This is a genomic window from Kitasatospora sp. NPDC018058 (genome assembly GCF_044327205.1).
Taxonomy (GTDB): Bacteria; Actinomycetota; Actinomycetes; order Streptomycetales; family Streptomycetaceae; genus Kitasatospora.
In genome coordinates this window covers 52,830-76,230 of sequence record NZ_JBIRFA010000037.1, presented here as the reverse complement: position 1 = coordinate 76,230, position 23,401 = coordinate 52,830, and the positions used below count along the sequence as shown (strand labels likewise).

8 protein-coding genes are annotated in these 23,401 nt (G+C 73.2%); 1 reads left to right on the top strand and 7 read right to left on the bottom strand.

All coding sequences use genetic code 11. From position 1 onward, the window contains the following. From ACH4E7_RS35380 to ACH4E7_RS35360, 5 genes are all read right to left on the bottom strand, one after another. A partial coding sequence (locus ACH4E7_RS35380; RefSeq protein WP_396253274.1) for a type I polyketide synthase occupies window positions 1-1,716 on the bottom strand: 1,716 nt, incomplete at its 3' end. After that, entirely contained in the window at window positions 1,709-15,505 is a 13,797-nt protein-coding gene (locus ACH4E7_RS35375) for an SDR family NAD(P)-dependent oxidoreductase (protein ID WP_396253273.1), read from the bottom strand. The genes ACH4E7_RS35380 and ACH4E7_RS35375, both read right to left, overlap by 8 nt. Window positions 15,506-15,726: 221 nt before the next feature. Next, window positions 15,727-16,497 (bottom strand): BTAD domain-containing putative transcriptional regulator, encoded by a 771-nt coding sequence (locus ACH4E7_RS35370; RefSeq protein WP_396253272.1) that lies wholly within the window; start codon window positions 16,495-16,497, stop codon window positions 15,727-15,729. A gap of 11 nt (window positions 16,498-16,508) precedes the next feature. Then, complete coding sequence (locus tag ACH4E7_RS35365; RefSeq protein ID WP_396253271.1) at window positions 16,509-17,282, bottom strand: thioesterase II family protein; 774 nt, start codon at window positions 17,280-17,282, stop codon at window positions 16,509-16,511. Window positions 17,283-17,674: 392 nt separating this feature from the next. Further along, window positions 17,675-20,731 (bottom strand): amino acid adenylation domain-containing protein, encoded by a 3,057-nt coding sequence (locus tag ACH4E7_RS35360; RefSeq protein WP_396253270.1) that lies wholly within the window; start codon window positions 20,729-20,731, stop codon window positions 17,675-17,677. Between the two features lie 295 nt (window positions 20,732-21,026). On the opposite strand from ACH4E7_RS35360, the gene ACH4E7_RS35355 reads away from it, so the two are divergent. Next, window positions 21,027-21,881, top strand: coding sequence for a hypothetical protein (locus ACH4E7_RS35355; protein ID WP_396253269.1), 855 nt, complete (start codon window positions 21,027-21,029; stop codon window positions 21,879-21,881). A gap of 141 nt (window positions 21,882-22,022) precedes the next feature. Here ACH4E7_RS35355 and ACH4E7_RS35350 read toward each other — a convergent pair whose 3' ends face one another. Together ACH4E7_RS35350 and ACH4E7_RS35345 are read right to left on the bottom strand one after the other, a co-directional pair. Continuing rightward, window positions 22,023-22,232, bottom strand: a complete 210-nt coding sequence (locus ACH4E7_RS35350) for a DUF5988 family protein (RefSeq protein ID WP_396253268.1) — start codon at window positions 22,230-22,232, stop codon at window positions 22,023-22,025. A 42-nt stretch (window positions 22,233-22,274) separates the two neighbouring features. Beyond that, complete coding sequence (locus ACH4E7_RS35345) at window positions 22,275-23,288, bottom strand: threonine/serine dehydratase (protein WP_396253267.1); 1,014 nt, start codon at window positions 23,286-23,288, stop codon at window positions 22,275-22,277. Window positions 23,289-23,401 lie beyond the last annotated feature (113 nt).

Below are 23,401 nucleotides of genomic sequence, written 5' to 3'. Positions count from 1 at the left end.
GAGTCGTTGTGCTCCTTGTCCGGTGAACAGGAAGGCGAGCTTGCCGCCGCGTACCGTCCCTTGGACGGCCTGCGGGCTGGACGTTCCCTCGGCCACAGCCGCCAGGCCGGCCAGCAGTTCCTCCCGGTCGGCACCGAACACCACCGCCCGGTGCCGCAGCTTCGCCCGTCCGGAAGCGAGCACGCGGGCGGCCCGCGCGATCCGGTCGACGTCCGTCACTGTTTCGAGGAACTCGCCCAGCCGCGCCGCCTGTTCGCGAAGCGCCGACTCGTTCCGGGCCGAGAGCAGCAGCGGCGGCAGCACCTCGGAGGCTTCGTCCTCCTCGACGGCGTTCTCCGGTGCCGCCTCCAGGATCAGGTGGGCGTTCGTCCCGCTGATGCCGAAGGAGGAGACGGCGGAGCGGCGCGGGTGGTCGGTCTCGGGCCACGGCCGGACCTCGGTGAGCAGTTCGACGGCGCCGGACTCCCAGTCGACGTGCGGCGTGGGCTGGTCCACGTGCAGGGTGCGGGGCAGCACGCCGTGGCGCATCGCCTGGACCATCTTGATGACGCCGCCGACGCCGGCGGCGGCCTGGGTGTGGCCGATGTTGGACTTCAACGAGCCGAGCCAGAGCGGCTGTTCGGTGGCGTGGGCCCGGCCGTAGGTGGCCAGCAGGGCCTGGGCCTCGATCGGGTCGCCGAGCCGGGTGCCGGTGCCGTGCGCCTCGACCGCGTCGACCTGGTCGGCCGACAGCCGGGCGTTGGCCAGCGCGGCCCGGATCACCCGCTGCTGCGCGGGCCCGTTGGGGGCGGTGAGCTGGCTGCTCTTGCCGTCCTGGTTGATCGCGGTGCCGCGGATCACCGCGAGCACCGGGTGTCCGGCGGCCTGGGCGTCGGAGAGCCGCTCCAGCAGCAGCATGCCGACGCCCTCGCCCCAGATCACGCCGTCGGCCGCGGCCGCGAAGGACTTGCAGCGGCTGTCCGGGGACAGCCCGCGCTGGCGGCTGAACTCCAGGAACATCCCGGGCGTCGACATGACCGCCGCGCCGCCGGCGAGCGCCATGCCGCACTCGCCGCTGCGTAGCGCCTGGACGGCCAGGTGGATCGCCACCAGCGAGGACGAGCAGGCGGTGTCCACCGTCACCGCGGGCCCCTCGAACCCGAGGGTGTACGCGATGCGGCCGGACGCGATGCTCAGCGTGTTGCCGGTCAGGACGTAGCCCTCGACGTCCTCGGGCCCCTGGTGGGTGAGCGAGGCGTACTCGTGGTTGGACACGCCGGTGAAGACACCGGCCGCGGTGCCGCGCAGTGCGGTCGGGTCGATGCCGGCCCGCTCGACCGCCTCCCAGCTGGTCTCCAGCAGCAAGCGCTGCTGGGGGTCGAGGGCGAGCGCCTCGCGGGGGCTGATGCCGAAGAAGTCGGCGTCGAACTCGTCGGCGTCGTAGAGGAATCCGCCCTGGCGCGCGTAGCTGCGGCCGGCGGCGTCCGGGTCCGGGTCGAAGAGGTCGGACAGCTCCCATTCGCGGTTACCGGGGAAGTCGCCGATCGCGTCCGCCCCGTCGGCGACCAGCCGCCACAGCGCCTCGGGGGTGTCGGCGCCGCCGGGGAACCGGCAGGCCATGGCCACGATGGCGATCGGCTCCCGGGCGGCGGACTCGGCCTGCCGCAACCGCTGCCGGGTCTGCTGGAGCTCCGTGGTGACCCGCTTCAGATAGTCGCGGAGCTTATCCTCACTCACCGTCTGCCCCCAGTCCCAGCTCGTTGTCGATGAAGTCGAAGATCTCGTCGTCGGTCGCGGAGTTCATCCGCGCGGTGGCGGTGTCGTCCGCCGGACCGGATCCGGCTGTCCCGTCCAGCTCGGTGAGCCTGTCGAGGACGTCCTGCAGGCGCAGGATCAGGTCGTTCCTGGTGTCGGACCGCAGGGTGGCCGCGTCGGCCGTCAGCCGGTCCAGTTCGGCCGCGAGCAGCGGCGGGGTGCCGCCCGTCGCGTCCGGGCCCGCCGCGCCCGCCGCCTCGGGTGCGAACTCGGCACGCAGGAAGGCGGCGAGTTCGGCCGGGGTCGGGTAGTCGAACAGCGTGGTGGCGGGCAGCCGCAGTCCGGTGTTCCGGTTCAGGGTGTTGCGGAACTCGACGGCGGTCAGCGAGTCGAGGCCGGTTTCCAGGAAGCCGGTCCGGCCGTCCAGTGCCGCCGCCGAACTGTGGCCGAGGACGGTGGCGAGCTGGCCCAGGATGTGCTCCTCCAGGATCCGGACCTGCTCCTCCTCGCTGCGGCCGGCCAGCCGCTGCCGGAAGGTGTCCGCGTCCACGGTGTCCTTGGCCCGGCGGCGTGCGGTCGTGCCGACCAGGCCGCGCATCAGGGGCGGCACGGCGGGGTTGTCCCCGCCGAACCCGGTGAGGTCGAGCCGGGCCGGGACCAGCAGCGGCTGGTCGTGGCCGAGGGCGAGGTCGAACAGGTCGAGCGCCTGCGCGGTCGGCACCGGTGCGATGCCGCCCCGGGTCAGCCGGGCCCGTCCGGCCTCGTCCAGAGCGCCCGCCATACCGCTCTCCAGCTCCCACAGGCCCCAGGCCAACGAGAGGCCCGCCCGGCCGCGGGCGCGGCGGTGGGCCGCGAGGGCGTCCAGGAAGGTGTTGGCGGCCGCGTAGTTGGCCTGGCCGGCGTTGCCGATCAGACCGGCGACGGAGGAGAAGAGGACGAAGGCCCGCAGGTCGAGGTGCTCGGTCGCCTCGTGCAGGTGCCAGGCCGCGTCGACCTTCGGCCGCAGTACCGTGCCGAGTCGTTCGGCCGTCAGCGCCGGGAGGGTGCTGTCGTCCAGCACGCCGGCGGCGTGCACCACGGCGGTCAGCGGGTGCTCGGCCGGAACCGCGTCGATCAGGGTGGCCACCGCGTCGCGGTCGGCGGTGTCGCAGGCCGCGACGGTGACCTCGGCTCCCGACTCCCGCAGTTCGGCGACCAGTTCGGCGGCTCCCGGAGCGTCCGGGCCGCGCCGGCCGACGAGCAGCAGGTGCCGTACGCCGTGCCCGGTCACCAACCGGCGGGCGATCAGCGCGCCGAGGGTGCCGGTGCCACCGGTGATCAGCACGGTGCCCGCCGGGTCGAGCGGAACGGGCGACTCGGCGGTGACGGTGGCCTTGGCGAGCCGGGGCACCAGCAGCTCGCCGGCGCGCAGCGCGAACTGCGGGGCGTCGCCGGCGAGGGCGGCGGGCAGGGCGCGCAGGGACGGGTCCCCGCCGTCGTGGTCCACCAGGACGATCCGGCCGGGGTTCTCGGACTGCGCGGTGCGTACCAGGCCCCAGACGGCGGCGGCGGCGAGGTCGGGCACGTCCTCGTCGTCCCGGGCGGCGATCGCGCCCTCGGTGAGGACGGTCAGCACGGTTCCGGCCAGTCGCCCGTCGGACAGGAACTCCTGGACGGTCGCCAGGACGGCGGCCGCGGTGGCGTGTGCCCCGGCGACGACGCCCTCCTCGGCGGCCGCGACCGGTAGCAGCAGGCCGGCGATCCCGGCGGGCACCGTCGACTGGAGCGCGCCCGGTCCGTCGTGCACCTCCGCGGCGATGCCCAGCCGGACCAGCCGGTCGGCCAGGTCCTTGTCACCGAGCACGGCGTACGGCAGTGCGGCCGGCCGGACCGATCCGGCGGCGATCCGGCTCCAGTGCACCCGGTAGAGCGAGTCCGGTTGCCTGGTGCGGGCAGCAGCCAAGTGCTCGGCGCCGACCGGGCGCATGGCCAGCGCCTCGATGGTCATCACCGGTGCGCCGGAGCGGTCGGCGATCTCCAGGGCGACGAGGTCCGGCTCCGGGCGGGACAGGTGCACCCGCACGTGCCGGGCCCCGGTCGCGTGCAGGGTGACCCCGCTCCAGGAGAACGGCAGCCGGACGCCGTCCTCGGCGCCGTACCAGAGCATCAGCGGGTGCAGCGCGGAGTCCAGCAGGGCCGGGTGGAGGCCGTAGTCCTCCTCGTCGCCGTCGTCCGGCAGCGCGATCTCGGCGTACACGTCCTCGCCGAGCCGCCAGCCGGCCTTGAAGCCCTGGAACATCGGGCCGTACTCGTACCCGCGGTTGATGAAGGTCCGGTAGAACTCGTCGATGTCGACCGGGGTCGCCCCGGCCGGCGGCCAGACGGACAGGTCGAAGGACGGCTGCCCGACCTCCCGGGCGAGGTACCCGCTGGCGTGCCGGGTCCACTCCTCCTCCGGCGCCGCGTCGGCCGGTCGGGAGTACATGGTGAACGGGCAGCGCTCGGTCTCGTCCGGGGTGCCGACGGTGATCTGCACGTCCCGCGCGCCCTGCGGGGGTACGGCCAGGAACGCGTGGTGGACCAGTTCGTCCAGCCGGCCGAACCCGGCCTGCCCACCGGCGTACGAGAGCAGGTCGAGGAAGGCCACGCCGGGCAGGACGACCGTGCCGAACACCACGTGGTCGTACAGCCACGGCTGCTGCTTCAGCGAGACGCGGCCGGTGAACAGCCGGGTCCCGTCGGGGAGGACGACGGCTGCGCCCAGCAGCGGGTGGTCGGTCGTGGTCAGTCCGGCGGAGGCCAGGTCGGCGGACCGGGTGGCGGGCTTGAGCCAGTAACTGTCGCGTTGGAAGGGGTAGGTGGGGAGATCGGCGGTGCGGATGGTGGCACCGGAGGTCGTGGGGATCGGCCAGGTGACGGGGTGGCCGTGGGTGTGGAGGGTGGCGAGGGCTGTTGTGGTGGTGCGGGTTTCGGGGTGGTTGTGGCGGAGGGTGCTGATGGCGACGGTGTGCTCGCCGTCGAGGGTGGTGTGGGTGAGGGCGGTGAGGACGGGGTCGGGGCCGAGTTCGACGAAGGTGGTGACGCCGGTGTCGGCGAGGGTGCGGATGGTGTCGGTGAAGCGGACGGCCTGGCGGATGTGCTCGGTCCAGTAGTCCGCTGTCATGGTCTGGTCGGCGAGTTGGCCGGTGAGGTTGGAGACGACGGGGATCTTGGGTTGGTGGTAGGTGAGTTGGGCGGCCTCGGTGCGGAAGGCGTCGAGGATGGGGTCCATGTGGGGGGAGTGGAAGGCGTGGGAGACGGCGAGCTTGCGGGTCTTGCGTCCGAGTGTCTTGAAGTGTGCGGCGATCCGCTCGGCGGCCTCCGCATCGCCCGAAACCACCGTGGAGTCAGGGGAGTTCAGCGCTGCGATCGACACCGTTTCGGTGAGGTGTTCGCGGAGTTCGTCCTCGGTGGCCTGGATGGCGATCATGGTGCCGCCGGAGGGGGCGGACTGCATCAGGCGGGCTCGGGCCGCGACCAGGCGGGCCGCGTCGGTGAGGTTGAGGACTCCGGCGACGTGGGCGGCGGTGAGTTCGCCGATGGAGTGGCCGGTGACGAAGTCGGGTGTGACGCCCCAGGATTCGTAGAGCCGGAAGAGGGCGGTTTCGAGGGCGAACAGGGCGGGTTGGGTGTACTGGGTCTGGTTGAGGGCGTCCTCGTCGCCGAAGGTCACGTCGCGCAGTGGGCGTTCCAGGTGGGGGTCGAGTGCGGTGCAGGCCTCGTCGAAGGCGTCGGCGAATGCGGGCTGGGTCTCGTACAACTCCCGGCCCATGCCGAGTCGTTGTGCGCCCTGTCCGGTGAACAGGAAGGCGAGCTTGCCGCCGCGTACCGTCCCTTGGACGGCCTGCGGGCTGGACGTTCCCTCGGCCAGCGCGGCCAGGCCGGCCAGCAGCTCCTCCCGGTCGGCGCCGAACACCACCGCCCGGTGCGCGAAGAGCGTCCGTCCGGCGGTGAGCAGTGCCGAGGCCTCGGCGGCCGAGGCGTCCTGGTGTGACGTCAGCCAGTCGCGCAGGTCTGCGGCCTGCGCGGCGACCGCCGCCGGGCTCTTCGCCGACAGGAGCAGCGGCACGGCGGGGGCAGTTTCGGGCTCGGCCGCGATCGTGGGAGCGGGGGCGGGCGGCGCCTCCAGGATCACATGGGTGTTGGTGCCGCTGATGCCGAAGGAGGAGACGGCGGCCCGGCGCGGATGGTCGGTCTCGGGCCATGGCCGGGCCTCGGTGAGCAGTTCGACGGCGCCGGACTCCCAGTCGACGTGCGGGGTGGGCTCGTCCACGTGGAGGGTGCGGGGCAGCACGCCGTGGCGCATCGCCTCGACCATCTTGATGATCCCGCCGACGCCGGCGGCGGCCTGCGCGTGGCCGATGTTGGACTTGAACGAGCCGAGCCAGAGCGGCTGTTCGGGCGTGTGCGCCTGTCCGTAGGTGGCCAGCAGGGCCTGGGCCTCGATCGGGTCGCCGAGCTTGGTGCCGGTGCCGTGCGCCTCGACCGCGTCGACCTCGGCGGCCGTGAGCCGGGCGTCGGCGAGCGCGGTGCGGATGACCCGCTGCTGCGACGGCCCGTTGGGGGCGGTGAGGCCGTTGCTGGCGCCGTCCTGGTTGACGGCCGTGCCGCGGATGACCGCGAGCACCTGGTGCCCGGCGGCCTTCGCGTCGGAGAGCCGCTCCAGCAGCAGCATGCCCGCGCCCTCGGCCCAGATCGTGCCGTCGGCCGTGCCGGAGAAGGACTTGGCCCGGCTGTCGGGGGCGAGCCCGCGCTGCCGGCTGAACTCCAGGAACATGCCTGCGTTGGCCATCACGGTGACGCCACCGGCCAGCGCCATGGTGCACTCGCCGTTGCGCAGCGCCTGGACGGCCAGGTGGAGAGCCACCAACGAGGAGGAGCACGCGGTGTCGACGGTGATGGCCGGGCCCTCGAAGCCGAAGGCGTAGGAGAGCCGGCCGGAGGCGACGCTCGCCGTGGAGCCGGTGAGCAGGTACCCCTCGACGCCTTCGGTGCCGGTGCGCACCAGCGGTCCGTACTCCTGGGTGATCACGCCCGCGAACACGCCGATCTGGTTGCCGCGCAGGGTGCCCGGCACGATGCCGGCCCGCTCCATGGCCTCCCAGCTGGTCTCCAGCAGCAGGCGCTGCTGGGGGTCGAGGGCGAGCGCCTCGCGGGGGCTGATGCCGAAGAAGTCGGCGTCGAAGCGGTCCGCGTCGTAGAGGAAGCCGCCCTGGCGGGCGTAGGTCTTGCCGATCGCTTCGGGGTCCGGGTCGAACAGCGCGTCGAGGTCCCAGCCGCGGTTGTCCGGGAAGTCGCCGACCGCGTCGACCTCGTCGGCGACCAGCCGCCACAGCGCCTCGGGGGTGTCGGCGCCGCCGGGGAAGCGGCAGCCCATGCCGACGATCACGATCGGGTCGTCGTTCTTCGGCGTGCGGCTCCGACCGGTGGCGCCGCCGACCGGCTTGGCCTGCGGAACGGCCGAGCTGAGCAACTCCTCCCGCAGGTGGCGGGCGATCGCGCCGGGCGTCGGGTGGTCGAAGGTCAGGGTGGCGGGCAGCCGGATGCCGACCGCCTTGCTGAGGGTGTTGCGCAGCTCGACGGCGGTCAGCGAGTCGAACCCGAGGTCCTTGAACGAGCTCTCGGGGTCGATCGCGGTGGACGGGTCGTGGCCGAGCACGGTGGCGATGTGCCGACCGAGGAAGTCGAGCAGGAACGGACCCTGCTCGGCCTCGCCGCGGGCCACCAGCTCCTGCGCCAGCCCGTGTTCGCCGACGGCGGGGCTGGCCTCGGCGGCACGGCGCGGACGGGGCTTGTACAGCGTGGTGAAGATCGGCGCGACGGCGCCGGCGCTCGCCTGGGCGCGCAGGCCGGCTCCGTTGAGCTGGGCGGGGACCAACAGGGCCCGGTCGTGTGCGAGCGCGGCGTCGAACAGGGCCAGGCCCTGGGCGTCCGGCATCGGGACGACGCCGGTGCGGGCCATGCGCTGCTGCTCCTGCTCGCCGAGCGCGCCGCCCATGCCGCCGGACTCGGCCCACAGGCCCCAGGCGAGCGAGGTCGCGGGCAGGCCCTGGGCCCGACGGTACGCGGCCAGGCCGTCCAGGTAGGCGTTGGCGGCCGCGTAGTTGCCCTGGCCGGGGGCGCCGAGCGTGGCGACGACCGAGGAGTAGAGGACGAAGGCCGTCAGTTCCAGGCCCTGGGTGGCGGTGTGCAGGTTCCAGGCGGCGTCCGCCTTGGGGGTGAGGACGGTGTCCAACCGCTCGGCGGTCAGCGCCGGGATCGTCCCGTCGTCCAGGACGCCCGCGCAGTGCACGACGGCGCGCAGCGGGTGCGCGGCCGGGACGGCGTCCAGCAGTTCGGCGAGCGCCTGAGGCTCGGCCGCGTCGCACCCGGCGATCCGTACGGTTGCCCCCAACTCCCTTAGTTCGGCCGCCAGTTCGGTGGCTCCCGGGGCGTGCGGTCCGCGCCGGCTGGTGAGCAGCAGGTGCCGCACGCCATGCTCGGCCACCAGGTGCCGGGCCAGCATCGAGCCCAGGGCGCCGGTGCCGCCGGTGACCAGGACCGTCCCGTCGGCGTCGAAGGCCGGCTCGGTCCGCCCGACCGCGGCCGCCCGGGCGAGTCGGGGGACGGCCACCTCGCCGTCCCGCAGCGTGAGTTGCGGTTCGTCCAGTTCGAGGGCGGCGGGCAGGGCGGCGGCCGAGGCGGGTGCGTCGTCCAGGTCCAGCAGGACGATCCGGCCGGGGTTCTCGGACTGCGCGGTGCGCACCAGGCCCCAGACGGCGGCGCCGCCGAGGTCGGTCGGCTGCTCGTCGCCGACCGGGACCGCCCCGCGGGTGACCACGGCGATCCTCGCGGTGAACGCCTCGTCGGCGAGCAGGTGTTGGAGCGCCATGAGGACGTCGGCGGTGATCCGGTGGGCATGCCCGGCGGTGACGTCGGGGTCGTCCAGGGCGGGGACCAGCACGAGCTGTGGGGCTGCGGCGGGTTCGTCGGCACCGAGGGCGGCGCGCAGTGAGAGCACGTCCGGGTATCCGGTGACGGTGGCGTCGGCGCGGCGCAGGGTCTTGGTCAGCGCGGTGTCGCCGAGCACCGCCCAGTGCCGCTCGGCGGTGGTCGCCGGGGCCGGGGCGGGCAGCGTCGTCCAGTCGACCTGGTACAGCTCCAGCGCCGCGGTCGCCTGGGCGGCGGCGGCCATCTGGTCGGTCGCCACGGCGCGCATCGCCAGCGAGCTGATGGTGATCGCGGGTGCGCCGGTGTGGTCGACGATGTCCAGCGAGACGGTGTCCGGGGTGGGCCGGGAGAGCCGGACCCGCAGGCGGGTCGCGCCCACCGAGTGGATGGCGACGCCGCTCCAGGAGAACGGCACCCGGATGCTGTCCTCGGCCGGGGTCGCGCCCAGCACCAGCGCGGCCGGTTGCAGCGCCGAGTCCAGCAGACCGGGGTGGACGCCGTACGCGCCGGCGTCGACGTCGGCCGGGAAGGCGACCTCGCCGTAGGTGGTGTCGCCGTCCTGCCAGGCTGCCCGCAGCGAGCGGAACAGCGGGCCGTAGCCGAAGCCGGCGTCGATGATCCGGGTGTAGAACTCCGCCATGTCCAGCGGCGTGGCGTCCGTGGGCGGCCAGTCGCCCTCCTCGAACGGCTCGAACGCGCCGGCCGGTTCGCCCACCGCGAGGGAGCCGGTGGCGTGCAGGGTCCAGTCGGTGCCGGGCTCGGCCTCCTCGGCGCGGGAGTACAGCGCGAAGCCGCGCGCACCCGACTCGTCCGCGGCGTCGACCGCCAGCCGCACCTGGAGCGCGCCCTGCTCGGGGATCGCCAGGAAGGTGCGGTGGGTGAGCTCCTCGATCTGGTCGCAGCCGACGATCCGGGCGACGTGCAGCAGCAGGTCGACGAAGGAGACGCCGGGCAGGATGTACGTGCCGTAGATCTCGTGCTCCGGGGCCCACGCTGGGTTGTCGGCGCAGAGCCGGCCGGTGAACAGGTGGCCCCGGCCGTCGGGTAGTTCGGTCTGGCCGGTGAGCATCGGGTGCTCGATGGCCGTCAGCCCGAGGGCCCCCGCGCCGGCGGTGCCGGTGGCGGGCTTGAGCCAGTAGCGCTCGCGTTGGAAGGGGTAGGTGGGCAGGTCGGTGGGGTCGGTGGCGATGCCGTCGAGGTGGGGCCAGGTGACGGGGTGGCCGTGGGTGTGGAGGGTGGCGAGGGCTGTTGTGGTGGTGCGGGTTTCGGGGTGGCCCTTGCGGAGGGCGCTGATGGCGAGGGTGTCGTCGAGGGTGGTGTGGGTGAGGGCGGTGAGGACGGGGTCGGGGCCCAGTTCTACGAAGGTGGTGACGCCGTTGTCGGCGAGGGTGTGGATGGTGTCGGTGAAGCGGACGGCTTGGCGGATGTGGTCGGTCCAGTAGTCGGGGGAGGTGAGTTGGTCGGCGAGTTGGCCGGTGAGGTTGGAGACGACGGGGATCTTGGGTTGGTGGTAGGTGAGTTGGGCGGCCTCGGTGCGGAAGGCTTGGAGGATGGGGTCCATGTGGGGGGAGTGGAAGGCGTGGGAGACGGTGAGCTTGCGGGTCTTGCGTCCGAGTGCCTTGAAGTGTGCGGCGATCCGCTCGGCGGCTTCCGTATCGCCCGAGACCACCGTGGAGTCGGGGGAGTTCAGCGCTGCGATCGACACCGTTTCGGTGAGGTGCTCGCGGAGTTCGTCCTCGGTGGCCTGGATGGCGATCATGGCGCCGCCGGAGGGGGCGGACTGCATCAGGCGGGCTCGGGCGGCGACCAGGCGGGCCGCGTCGGTGAGGTTGAGGACTCCGGCGACGTGGGCGGCGGTGAGTTCGCCGATGGAGTGGCCGGTGACGAAGTCGGGTGTGACGCCCCAGGATTCGTAGAGCCGGAAGAGGGCGGTTTCGAGGGCGAACAGGGCGGGTTGGGTGTACTGGGTCTGGTTGAGGGCGTCCTCGTCGCCGAAGGTCACGTCGCGCAGTGGGCGTTCCAGGTGGGGGTCGAGTGCGGTGCAGGCCTCGTCGAAGGCGTCGGCGAATGCGGGCTGGGTCTCGTACAACTCCCGGCCCATGCCGAGTCGTTGTGCTCCTTGTCCGGTGAACAGGAAGGCGAGCTTGCCGCCGCGTACCGTCCCTTGGGCGGCCTGTGGGCTGGACGTTCCCTCGGCCACAGCTGCCAGGCCGGCCAGCAGTTCCTCCCGGTCGGCGCCGAACACCACCGCCCGGTGTGCGAAGAGCGTCCGTCCGCCTGCGAGGGCCCGGGCGACTTCGGCGGGGTGTCGGTCGCTGTCGGATCCGATGAACTCGCGCATGCGGGCGGCCTGTTCGCGCAGGGCCGGCTCGTTCTTCGCTGAGAGCAGCAGTGGCGGCAGCACCTCGGAGGCTTCGTCCTCCTCGACGGAGCTCTCCGGTGCCGCCTCCAGGATGATGTGGGCGTTGGTGCCGCTGATGCCGAAGGAGGAGACGGCGGCCCGGCGCGGGTGGTCGGTCTCGGGCCACGGCCGGGCCTCGGTGAGCAGTTCGACCGCACCGGCGGTCCAGTCGACGTGCGGGGTGGGCTCGTCCACGTGGAGGGTGCGGGGCAGCACGCCGTGGCGCATCGCCTCGATCATCTTGATCACGCCACCGACGCCCGCCGCGGCTTGGGTGTGGCCGATGTTGGACTTCAACGAACCGAGCCAGAGCGGCTGTTCGGCGGCTCGCTCCTGCCCGTAGGTGGCGATCAGTGCCTCCGCCTCGATCGGGTCGCCGAGGGTGGTGCCGGTGCCGTGTGCCTCGACCGCGTCGACCTGGTCGGCGGTCAGCCGGGCGTTGGCCAGCGCCGTACGGATGACCCGCTCCTGCGAGGGGCCGTTCGGCGCGGTGAGGCCGTTGCTCGCGCCGTCCTGGTTGACCGCCGAGCCGCGGATCACCGCGAGCACCCGGTGTCCGGCGGCCTGGGCGTCGGAGAGCCGCTCCAGCAGCAGCATGCCGGCCCCCTCGCCCCAGCTGGTGCCGTCGGAGGCGGCCGAGAACGCCTTGCACCGGCCGTCGGTGGCCAGGCCGCGCTGGTGGCCGAACTCGACGAACATGCCGGGGCCGGACATCACGGCGACACCGCCGGCCAGGGCGAGGCCGCACTCGCCCTGCCGCAGGGCCTGCGCCGCGAGGTGCAGGGCGACCAGCGAGGACGAGCAGGCGGTGTCCACCGTCACCGCCGGGCCCTCGAACCCGAGGGTGTACGCGATGCGGCCGGAGGCGACGCTGGAGGTGGTGCCGGTGAGCAGGAAGCCGCCGTAGGTCTCGCCGCCCTCGTGCAGTCGGGGGCCGTACTCCTGGGGCATCGCGCCGACGAACACGCCGGTGCGGCTGCCGCTCAGCTGCGCGGGGTCGACCCCGGCCCGCTCGAACGCCTCCCAGCTGGTCTCCAGCAGCAGCCGCTGCTGCGGGTCCATGGCCGTGGCCTCGCGCGGGTTGATGCCGAAGAAGGCGGCGTCGAACCGGTCCGCGTCGTAGAGGAAGCCGCCGTAGCGGGCGTAGGTCCTGCCGGGGGTGCCGGGCTCCGGGTCGTACAGCTCGGTGAGGTTCCAGCCGCGGTTGTCGGGGAACTCGCCGATCGCGTCGACGCCGTCGGCGACCAGGCGCCACAGCGCCTCGGGGGAGTCGGCCCCGCCCGGGAAGCGGCAGGCCATCCCGATGACGGCGATCGGCTCGTCGCTCACCGCGGTGGTCTCGGCGGCTCCGGCGCCCTCGCCGCCGGCCAGCCGGTCGAGGAGGTAGCGGGCCAGGGCGGTCGGGGTGGGCTGGTTGTAGACCAGCGCGGCGGGCAGGGCGAGGCCGACGGTGGCGGCCAGGCGATTGCGCAGTTCCACGCCGAGCGCGGAGTCGAAGCCGAGCTCCTTGAAGGTGCGCCGGGAGTCGACCGCGTCCGCGCTGAGGTGGCCGAGGACGATGGCGGCGCTGGAGCGGACCAGGTCGAGCAGGACCTCCTCCCGCTCGGTGTCGGTGAGGCCGTCCAGGCGGCGCGCCCACGAGGATCCGGCGGCGGGCAGCGGCCGCTCCTCGGGCTCGGTCTCGGCCTCGCCGGCGGCGGGCCGGAACGCGGTCTCGGCGCCGTCGCCGTCGGCCGGGGGCTTGGGCCAGTAGCGGCGGCGCTGGAAGGCGTAGCCGGGCAGGGCGACCCGGTGCGGCGCGTGGTGCGCGAGCAGCGCGGACCAGTCCACCGCGGCGCCGTTGACGTGCAGTTCGGCGAGCGCGCCGAGGAAGGAGCGCCAGGAGTCCTCGTCGCGCCGCAGGGTGCCCAGGACCAGGGCCCGTTCGGCGCCGGCCTCATCCAGGCTCTCGCTGATGGCGAGGGTGAGCACGCCGTGCGGGCTGCTCTCGACGAAGGTGCGGTGGCCGGCCGCGAGCAGCGCCTCGACGGCGCGGTCGAAGCGGACCGGGCGGCGCAGGTTGGTGTACCAGTAGTCGGCGTCGAGCCCGGCGGTGTCCAGCAGTCCACCGGTGACGGAGGAGTAGAACGGCACCTCGCCGGCGCGCGGGCGGATCGGGGCGAGTTCGGCGAGCAGCTGCTCGCGGATCGTCTCGACGTGCGCGGAGTGCGAGGCGTAGTCGACCCGGATCCGGCGGGCCCGGACGTCGGCCTGCTCGGCGGCGGTGAGCAGTTCGTCGATGGCGGTCGCGTCGCCGGAGATCACGGCGGCGGCCGAGCCGTTGACGGCGGCGAGCGCGAGCCGCCCGTCCCACGGCGCGATGAACCGTGCGGCCTGCTCGGCCGGCAGCGCGACCGAGGCCATGCCGCCCTGTCCGGCCAGTGCGGTGATGGCGCGGCTGCGCAGGGCGACCACCCGGGCGGCGTCGTCCAGGCTGAGGGCGCCGGCGACGTACGCGGCGGCGATCTCGCCCTGCGAGTGGCCGACCACCGCGTCGGGGCGCACCCCGACCGACTCCCACAGCCGGGCCAGCGACACCATCACCGCGAAGAGCACCGGCTGGACGACGTCGACCGCGTCCAGGCCGGGCGCGCCGAGCGCGCCGCGCAGCACCTCCAGCAGGTCCCAGTCGACGTACGCGGCAAGGGCGTTCGCGCATTCGGCGATCGCCTCGCGGAAGGCGGGGGAGGCGTCCAGCAGCTCCAGGGCCATGCCGGCCCACTGGGAGCCCTGGCCGGGGAAGACGAAGACGGTCCGGCCGTGGTCGTCGCCGACGCCGCGGACGAGTCCGGGCGCGTCCTCGCCCCGGGCCAGTCGCGCCAGCAGGCCGCGCAGCTCGGCGGTGTCGGTGCCGAGCAGGACGGCCCGGTGCTCGAAGGCGGTGCGGGTGGCGGCCAGCGAGTGGCCGACGTCGACGGCCGCGACGTCCTCGACGGCGTCGGGCCCGGAGGCCAGGGCCTCGGCGAGACGGGCGGCCTGGGCGTGCAGGGCCTGCTCGGTGCGGGCCGACACCGGCCACGGCACCGCGACGGTGGTGGCCGGCCCGGCGGAGGTGCCCGCGGTGCAGGGCTCGGCGGCGTGCGGCGCCTCGGTCACGACGACGTGGCAGTTGGTGCCGCCCACGCCGAAGGAGCTCACGCCGGCCACCAGCGGGGCGTCCGGGGCGGGCCAGTCGCCGAGCTCCTGCTGCACCCGCAGGCGCAGCCCGGTCAGGTCGATGGCGGGGTTGGGCGACTCGTAGTTGAGGCTCGCGGGCAGTCGGCGGTGGTGGATGCCGAGCGCGGTCTTCAGCAGGCCGACGATGCCGGCGGCGCCCTCCAGGTGGCCGATGTTGGTCTTCACCGACCCGACGTGGAGCGGGAGTTCGCTCGGGCGGGCGGATCCGAGCGCCTCGCCGAGCGCGGCGGCCTCGATCGGGTCGCCGACCGGGGTGCCGGTGCCGTGCAGTTCGACGTACTGGACCGCTTCGGGCGCGACCCCGGCCTGCGCGCAGGCCAGCCGGATCACCTCGGCCTGCGCCTGCGCGCTGGGCACGGTGAGGCCGGGCGTGGCGCCGTCGTTGTTGGTGGCGCTGCCGCGGACGACGCAGTACACCCGGTCGCCGTCGGCCAGCGCCCGACTCAGCGGCTTGAGCACTACGACGCCGCCGCCCTCGCCGCGGACGTAGCCGTTGGCGCGCGCGTCGAAGGTGAAGCAGCGGCTGTCGGGGGAGAGGCCGCCGAAGCTCGCCGAGCGCGCGGTGCTGTCCGGGACGATGCTCAGGTTGACACCGCCGACCAGCGCCAGGGTGGACTCCCCGCGCCGCAGGCTCTCGACGGCCATGTGCACGGCCAGCAGCGAGGAGGACTGGCCGGCGTCCAGGGTGAGGCTGGGGCCGTTCAGCCCGAGCGTGTACGAGACGCGGTTGGCGATCACGCCGCGCTGCACGCCGGTGAAGGTGTGCTGGGTGAGCGACCGGCTGCCGCTGCGCTGGAGCAGCGTGGCGTAGTCGTCCCAGATCGCGCCGACGAAGACGCCGGTGCGGGTGCCGGCCAGCGCGTCGGGCACGATGCCGGCGTCCTCCAGCGCCTCCCAGCCGAGTTCCAGCATCAGGCGCTGCTGCGGGTCCATGGTGACGGCCTCGCGCGGGGAGATCCCGAAGAAGGCCGCGTCGAAGCGGTCGATCCGGTCGAGGAAACCCGCCCGGCCACCGGGACGGCCGGCGAGCGTGTCGCCGAAGCGGTCCGTGGGGGCGTCGGTGATGGCGTCGACGCCCTCGCACAGCAACCGCCAGAACGCGGCCGGGTCGGGTGCCTGCGGCAGCCGGCAGGAGAGGCCGATGACGGCGATCGCGTCGTCGCCTTCCAGGGGCAGAACATTCTGGGGACCGTTGGCACCAGTCATCGCTTTCGCTGCCTCCTACGGAGTGTGGCCGGCCGCGTACCGGGGTCAGGACGCTCGTCGTGACCACCGTCGGCGCAGCGGCCAAACCCTGCCTTGGCGGCCGCTAAACCCGCGCCTGCCTGCACGGGCGCGGCCGCCGGCGGGTGTCCGGACACGACGAGCCGGGCTGTCCGGATGGGGGTTCGGACAGCCCGGCTCGTCGTCGGGGTGGGGATGCGGGATCAGGCTCCGGAGCAGGCGAGGACCCGGTCGTCGGCGGCCAGGATCGCCCGGTGCACGTCCTGCAGCGAGGTGCAGGGCTCCAGCCCGAGTTCGTCGATCAGGGTGCTGCGCGCGGTCTGGTAGACCTTCAGGGCGTCGCCGCGGCGGTCCGCGCGATAGAGCGCGAGCATCAGCTGCCGGTAGAAGGTCTCGCGCAGCGGGCTCTCCTCGACCAGTGCGAACAGTTGGCCCACCAGCTCGCGGTGGTAGCCGAGTTGGAGCTTGGCGTCGGTGTGCATCTCGATGCAGTCCAGGCGGGCCTCGGTGAGCCAGGTGGCGAAGCTGCGCAGGATCGGCCCGTCGCCGATGCCGCCGAGGACCGGCCCGCGCCACAGGGCCAGTCCGCGGTCGAAGGCCTCGCAGGCCTCCTCGTAGCGCTGCTCGCGCAGGTACCTGCGGCCCAGGTCGGTGAGGTCGAGGAAGGACCGGTGGTCGACCTCGTCCGAGCGCAGCCGCAGCATGTAGCCGGAGGAGCGGGTGACGATCGGGCTGTCCGGATGGCCGAGCCGGCCGAGGAACTTGCGCAGGTCGGAGATGTAGACGTGCAGCCCGGCGGTGGCCCGCCGCGGCAGGCGGTCGCCCCAGATCTCGTTCATCAGCTGGTCCGCCGTCACCACGTGGTCCGAGCGGACGAGCAGGGCGGCGAGCAGCGTCTCGACCTTCTGGGCGCTGATGTAGGACGGGCCGGTCCCGTCGACGACGCGCAGCGGCCCCAGTAACTGGTACTTCATCACAGGCTCCTTCAGGCCGAGGCGGTGTCGAGGAGGGCGCGCAGGGTGTCGGTGACCGTGTCGACCACGGCCTCCCGGTGCTCGTCGAGGTAGAAGTGGCCGCCGGGGAAGATCCGCAGGGCGAACGTCCCGGTGGTGTGGTTCTGCCAGGCCGCGGCCTGGTCGAGCGAGGTGTGCGGGTCGTCGTCGCCGACCAGCATGGTCAGCGGGCAGTCCAACGGTGCTTCGGGGACCCAGGTGTGGGTCTCGATCGCCTGGTAGTCGCCGCGGATGGCCGGCAGGATCGCGTCCAGCATGTCCTGGTCCTCCAACCACTGCGGGTCGGTGCCGCCGACCTCCGTCAACTCCCGGACCACACCGGCCTGGTCGCGCAGGTGGACGGTGCCGGAGGGCAGCCGCGAGGGCGCCGGGTATCCGGAGGCGAACAACCACAGCGGCAGGTCACCGCGGTCCCGGCGCAGCCGCTGGGCGACCTCGAAGGCCAGCACCGAGCCCATGCTGTGTCCGAAGAACGCGAACTGGCCGTCGAGCCAGGGCAGCACCGCCTCGTAGGCGCGGTCGGCCAGTTCGGGCAGGTTGTCGATGCACTTCTCGGCCCTGCGGTCCTGCCGGCCGGGGTACTGCAGGGCCAGTACCTCGGTGTCCGGGGCCAGCGCCTGCGACAGCGGGTAGTAGTAGCTGGCCGAACCGCCGGCGTGCGGGAACAGGACGAGTCGCACGGGGGCGTCGGGGGACGGGTGGAAACGGCGGACCCACGCGGCCGTAGTCCTGGATATGGCAGTCATGCGTGTTCCTTCCATGACGGAACGTCACCGCGATTGCAGTGTCGGCGGTACATCAACACGGCCGGGGAATCGAGTGAGGGCAATCCGCCCCGGCAGGTGGGACAGGTGACGGCTGCCGGGGTGTGGGATCAGAAGGTGTCTCAGAGTCTAGGGACGACGTTGACCGGGCCGGTAGCCCGGCAGTCCCCTATCCGCCCCCTAGTCACGCTTGAGGAAGATTTGAGCCTTCGCCCCGGCACGCACTGTTGGTGGCGGAACGTTACTAGGGGTGGTCGGGGTGAACCCCTTAACGTCCCCTGGGCGTGAACGCGTCGAGGGCGGAAGCCGTTGTGGCTTCCGCCCTCGGCCGCACCATGGCGACGTCCCGGGGCCGCAGGGGTCCCGGGACGGGGTCAGCGGGTGCGGACGTGCTCGGCGAGCGCGGCCGGCGTCGGTGCCGAGAACAGGTCCGCGAGCTTCACCGTGACGCCGGTGGACTCCTCGATCCGCTGGAGCAACTGGGCGCCGAGCAGCGAATGGCCGCCGTGGGTGAAGAAGTTGGTGAGCGCCGACACGTCGTCCCGGCCCAACAGCTCCTGGTACATCGTGATGACCGAGCGGGTCAGCTCGTCGGTCGGCTCGGCCTGCTCCTCGTTCGGGCCGGCGGCGGCCCGCCCGGCGCTCGCCAGCGCCTCCAGGGCCAGGTAGTCGACCTTCTCGTTGGCGTTGACGGGGAACGCTTCGACCACGACGAAGTCCTGGGGGATGGCGGAGTTGGGCAGTTCCCTGCGGGCGTGCTCCCACAGCTCGGAGACGAGTTCGGGGCCGGCTGGGGACTCCACGAACACCACCAGCCGGCCGTCCGCGCTGCGGTCGCCGACGACGATCGCGGCCGAGGCGCGCACCTGCGGATGGCCGAGCACGGCCGCCTCGATCTCGCCCAGCTCGATCCGGTTGCCGCGGAGCTTGACCTGCCGGTCGGAGCGGCCGAAGATCTCCAGGTTGCCGTCCGGGCGCCACCGGCCGGTGTCACCGCTGCGGTAGAACCGGCCCCACTGCGGGTGGTCGCCGAACCGGGCCGCGTTCAGCTCGGGTCGCTCGTGGTAGCCGAGGGAGACGCCGGCCCCGGCGATGCACAGCTCGCCGCGCACCCCGATCGGCAGCTCGCGTCCGTCCGGCGCGGCCACCCACATCCGGATGTTCGAGATCGGCTTGCCGATGTGCGGCCGCTCACCCAGCTCCTCGTCGGCCCGCAGCACACCCCAGGTGCACCAGGTGATGGTCTCGGTCGGGCCGTAGGCGTGGTGGAGCTCGCAGCCGGTGGCCAGCAGCTGTTCGGCCAGCGGTACGGGCAGCGGCTCGGCGCCGATGACCACCCGCCGGCCGTCGAGCTGGTCGGCCACGTGGTCCAGGACCAGCCGCCAGGTGGTCGGGGTGGCCTGGATGATGCCCGGCTGGTGACGCTTGACCAGCTCCAGCAGCACCCGGCCGTCCACCCGGGCCTCGTCCGGCGCGATCACGATCCGGCCGCCCGAGTAGAGCGGGACGTAGTGCTCCAGGTTGGCCATGTCGAACGCGAACGTGGTCATCCAGAGGGTGGCGTCCCCCGGCGTGGCGCCCAGCCGCACGGTGTAGTCGGCGGCGATGTTCGAGACGGCGCGGTGGGGGAGCAGCGCCCCCTTGGGGCGGCCGCTGGAGCCGGAGGTGTAGATGAGGTAGGCGGGCGCCTCGGGATCGATCACGGGCGCCGCGCCGATCGCGTCGGCTGCGGCCTCGGCCTCTGGGACCGCCGCCAGCGGCAGTTCGGTCATGGCGCGGTCCGCCGGCAGGGTCAGCTCCCGGTCGGTGACGATGACCTTCGCGCCGGAGTCCTCCAGCAGGTAGGCCACCCGCTGCGCCGGGTGCTCCGGGTCGACCGGCAGGTAGGCGGCGCCGGCCAGCCAGATACCCAGGACGGTGGCGGTCAGCTCGGGTGACCGGGCCGCGGCGAGGGCGACGATGTCGCCGGCCGCGACGCCGGCCGCGACCAGCCGGTCCCGGGTGTCGAGCGCGGCCGCCCAGAGCCGGCCGTAGCTGACGGTGCGGTCGCCCTGCTCGACCGCGACCGCGTGCGGGTCGGCGCGGACGTTGGCGTGGACGGCGGTCGGTACGTCGGGCGGGTCGAAGCGCATCACGGTGTCGTTGGCGGCCCCGATCACGGCCCGGTCCTGCTCGTTCCAGACCTCCAGCCGGCCGACCGGCCGGGCCGGGTCCTCGGCGCAGGTGACCAGCAGCTCGTCGTAGCGCGCCAGCAGCGCCTCGACGTCCGCCCGGCCCAGCTTGTCGGTGCCGTACCGGGCGATGATCGTGATCTCCGACTCGGCGGAGGCCAGGAAGAACTCCAGGTCGAACTTGCTGTAGCCGTTCTCCAGCACCAGCGGGCGGCCGCGCCGGCCGTTCACCGTCAGTTCGTCGCCCAGGCCCAGTTGCGGGAAGTAGTTGAACAGGTGCCGGCACAGCCGGTTGCGCCAGGACGAACCGGCACGGGGGACCAGGTCCGAGATGCTGTCCACCGGGACGTCGGCGTGGCCCAGCGCGGCGAAGTAGGTGTCGCGGGCGCGGCGGACGAGGTCCCGGAAGCCCTCGGCCGGGTCGACCGCGACCCGCAGCGGGAGCACGTTGGTGTGGTGGCCGACCGTCCCCGGGGCCTCCTTGGGGCGCACGCTCACCGGGGAGCCGACGGTGATGTCGGGACCGGCGCCGTGCGCGGCGAGCAGTACGTAGTAGGCGGTCAGCAGGATCACCGCCTCCGGGGCGCGCGCCTCGCGCTGGAGGGTGGTGACGGCGGCCCGGGCCCGGTCCGAGAGCCGGTGGCCGACCTGGTCGCCGAGCAGGGTCGGCTGGGCCCCGTCCGGTGCGCCGCAGGCGAGGTCGAGCGCCTCCGGGTCGAAGTCCTCCAACTGCTCGCGCCAGAACGCCAGGCTGCGCTCGCTCGGCTCGGGCTCCACGAACGTCGGTACCACGGTGAGCAGTTCGGCGGGCACGGACTGCCCCTGGACGAGGTGCTGGTAGGCGGCCACCAGCTCGTGGAGCAGTGTGGTGCCCGAGATGATGTCGTAGACCAGGTGATGGAAGGCCAGGCAGACCACGCTGCCGTCGGGGTGGTGGAAGAGCCCCGCGCGCACCAGTGGCCGGCCGTCGAAGGCGAACCGCCGGGTGACCCACGGTCGGAGCGCGAGCTCGATGTCCTCGGCGGCCGGGGAGAACTCCTCCACCTCCTCGATCCGGACGTCGAACTCCTGCTCCGGGACGACCGCCTTCATCAGCTCGGCGCCCGAGGTGAAGTAGACGGTCCGGAGCACCTCATGGCGGTTCAGCAGGACGTCCAGGCTCTCCTGCAACGCGACGGGGTCGAGCTCACCCTCGACCTGGAACGCGAGCGAGAGGTTGTTGGCCGCTGACTCCGGAACGAGACGCTCCAGCAGCCACATCGCCTCTTCCTTGCGGGTGGCCGTCGACAGTTCACGTGTGGATCGGCCTGCGGGTGCTGCGCCGGCTTTCGCTGCGGGTCCCATGGGATCCTCCCCTTGACGGACGGCTGTGATCCTGTTGGCATGGGTTGCCATATTTCCAGCGACGATACAAGGGCGGGTGCCGCCGGGTAACCCCTAGCCGGAAATGCCGGGATCGGCAGTGTGCGAATCCCCGGACAGGGGTCGGATAGGGGTGCTAGGGGCTACCGGGGGAATTCCCGGGAATTTAGGGTTCGGGCAGGATCATCGGCATGTGACCGCGGAGACCAAAGGAGTGGTGATGGCGGAGTCCGGCTCGTGGAAGACCCTGGTGGACGGTGACGGATCCGAGGGGATCGTCCTCGCGGTGGATTTCGACACCACCGGCCGCCCGGAGGCGCGTTTCTCGGACCTGGTGGCGAACCTGGGCACCGGCCTGACGGTCTGGGAGACCGTGCCGCCGGCCCACGGCACCGAGCACGCGAGGAGCGGCAAGGGCTACATCGACTACTGGGCCGCGCGCCTGGAGGAGGAGCGGCCGCCGGTGCGGGCGCTGCTCGGCTTCTGCGCCGGCGCGGTCTACGCGGCGGCGCTGGCCGAGCGGATCGCCGGCTGGCAGGAGGGCGAGCCGCGGCTGATCGTCTTCGACCCGGAGATCTCCGTGTCCCAGACGCTGATGTGGCAGTACCACAAGGTCGTGGGCTTCATGTCCTCGGTGATCTCCGAGGCGGACGTCGCCGCGGCCCGCGAGGCCGGGCTGAAGGTCCTGGAGGCCTGCCCGGAGATCGGCGCGCTGCGGGACGGGCTGATCCGGCTGATCCGGGAGATCGGCGAGCCGGCCTTCACCCGGGTGGGCCTGGACGCCGCACGGCGGGAGGAGCTCTTCACCGTCTTCGAGTCCTTCCTGAGCTACCTGGCGGCGGCCAGCGAGCTCGACCCGGTGGACCGCTGGCGGCGGGCGGTGGCGTTCAGCTCGGCGAGCCCGCTCAGCGGGCTGCGCGCGATGCGTTCCTCCGGGGTCGGCGAGGGGGTCACCGTCGCCCGGGAGGTCGAGATGGACGTCGAGCACGGCTCGATGCTGGCCCACCGGGAGCTCGCCGTGGCGGTCGAGGGCCTGCTGCGCGGCTAAGGACCCGCCCGACGGAACGGGCCCCGGCCGGAACTCCGGCCGGGGCCTCTTTTCGTGTCCGGCGGAAACGGGCAGCGGAAAACCGCCGACGGGCCGTGGGATTCGGCTCGCCGACGGTTCTGGAAAATCCGGGAAGGCCCGTCACTCCGCAATTGCGGTACGTGCTGTCCATTCGAAGACTGCGGCCTGGTCACCGTTCAAGGAAACGAACTCTCCGGCGTGCCGGAAATGCTCGTAACCGCCGTAGCTGCTGTATTTGATGGCTTCGGTGAGCGAATCGGTGAGCTGAATCCGGTCCTCGTCGCGGATGGCCTGGGGGCCGCCGACCAGCAACGCCTTGATCTTGCCCATGAGGAACCTCCTGTCAGGGGGAATGGGTTTCCGGCGAAGCCGTCACCGGCCGGCGAAATCGGTCAGCAGCGAGGCCACCAGGGTCGCCTCGACGTTGCCGCCGGAGAGCAGCACGCCGACGTCGAGCCCGCGCCAGCGGGGGGCGACCACGAGCCGCAGCGCGGCGGCCAGCGCGGTCGCGGCGGCCGGTTCCACCAGCAGCCGGGTGTGGGTGAGGGCCACGGCCATCGACTCGGCGATCTCGGCCTCGTCCACGGTGAGCACCTCGGCCAGCGACGCGTGGCAGGTGTCGAAGGGGAGCCGGCCGATCCGGTCGGGGCGCAGGCCGTCCGCGATGGTCGGCCGTACCGGGACGTTCACCGGCCCGCCGTGGCGCAGCGCCTCGGTGAGCGCGGGCACCGACGAGGGCTCGGCCGCGACGACGGCGATGTGCTCGCCCGCGGTGGCGAGGCAGGCGCCGGCCACCGCGCTGCCGCCGCCGACCGGCAGGACCACGGCGTCCAGCCGGCTCCCGGCGGCGCGGACCTGGTCGAGGAGTTCGGCGGTGGCGGTGCCCTGACCCGTCACCACGTCGGGGTCCTGGTACGGGTCGACGACGTCGTAGCCGTGCACCGCCCGGTGCTCCTCCACCACGGCGATCCGGTCGGCCAGGACGGTGCCGGCCTGGATCACCTGGGCGCCGCTCTCCTGGATCCGCCGCACCTTGGTCGGCGCGGCGTCGCACGGCAGGACCAGGGTGGCGGGAAGTCCGCACTCGCGCGCCGCGAGTGCGACGGCGATCGCGTGGTTGCCGGTGCTCTGCGCCACCACGCCCCGGCTGCCCGCAGCGGCCAGGCGCCCGACGGCCAGGAGGGCTCCGCGCAGCTTGAACGAGCCACCGCGCTGGAGGTTTTCGGCCTTGAGCCAGAGTCTGGCGCCGGCTCGGCGGTCGAGGTCGTCGCTGCGGACGACCGGGGTCCGCACCACCCGGCCGGCCAGTCGCCGCTGGGCATCGTGTACGTCACTGCGGGTCAGCGGCCGCTCGGCGACCGCGACTCTCGCGTTGGTCTGGGGCATCGCACCTCACTTACGCTCGCGGGGCGGGGCGCCACGGTGCGCCCTCCGGGAGTCCGGGCACGTCCGGAATGCTGTACTTGCGGAGATGCCGGCGGTACGGCATGAGTATGGGG

Excerpts from the sequence above, each read along its gene's own strand:
- ACH4E7_RS35375 (WP_396253273.1), bottom strand. The coding sequence starts at position 15,505 with ATGACTGGTGCCAACGGTCCCCAGAATGTTCTGCCCCTGGAAGGCGAC.
- ACH4E7_RS35370 (WP_396253272.1), bottom strand. The coding sequence starts at position 16,497 with ATGAAGTACCAGTTACTGGGGCCGCTGCGCGTCGTCGACGGGACCGGC.
- ACH4E7_RS35365 (WP_396253271.1), bottom strand. The coding sequence starts at position 17,282 with ATGACTGCCATATCCAGGACTACGGCCGCGTGGGTCCGCCGTTTCCAC.
- ACH4E7_RS35360 (WP_396253270.1), bottom strand. The coding sequence starts at position 20,731 with ATGTGGCTGCTGGAGCGTCTCGTTCCGGAGTCAGCGGCCAACAACCTC.
- ACH4E7_RS35350 (WP_396253268.1), bottom strand. The coding sequence starts at position 22,232 with ATGGGCAAGATCAAGGCGTTGCTGGTCGGCGGCCCCCAGGCCATCCGC.
- ACH4E7_RS35345 (WP_396253267.1), bottom strand. The coding sequence starts at position 23,288 with ATGCCCCAGACCAACGCGAGAGTCGCGGTCGCCGAGCGGCCGCTGACC.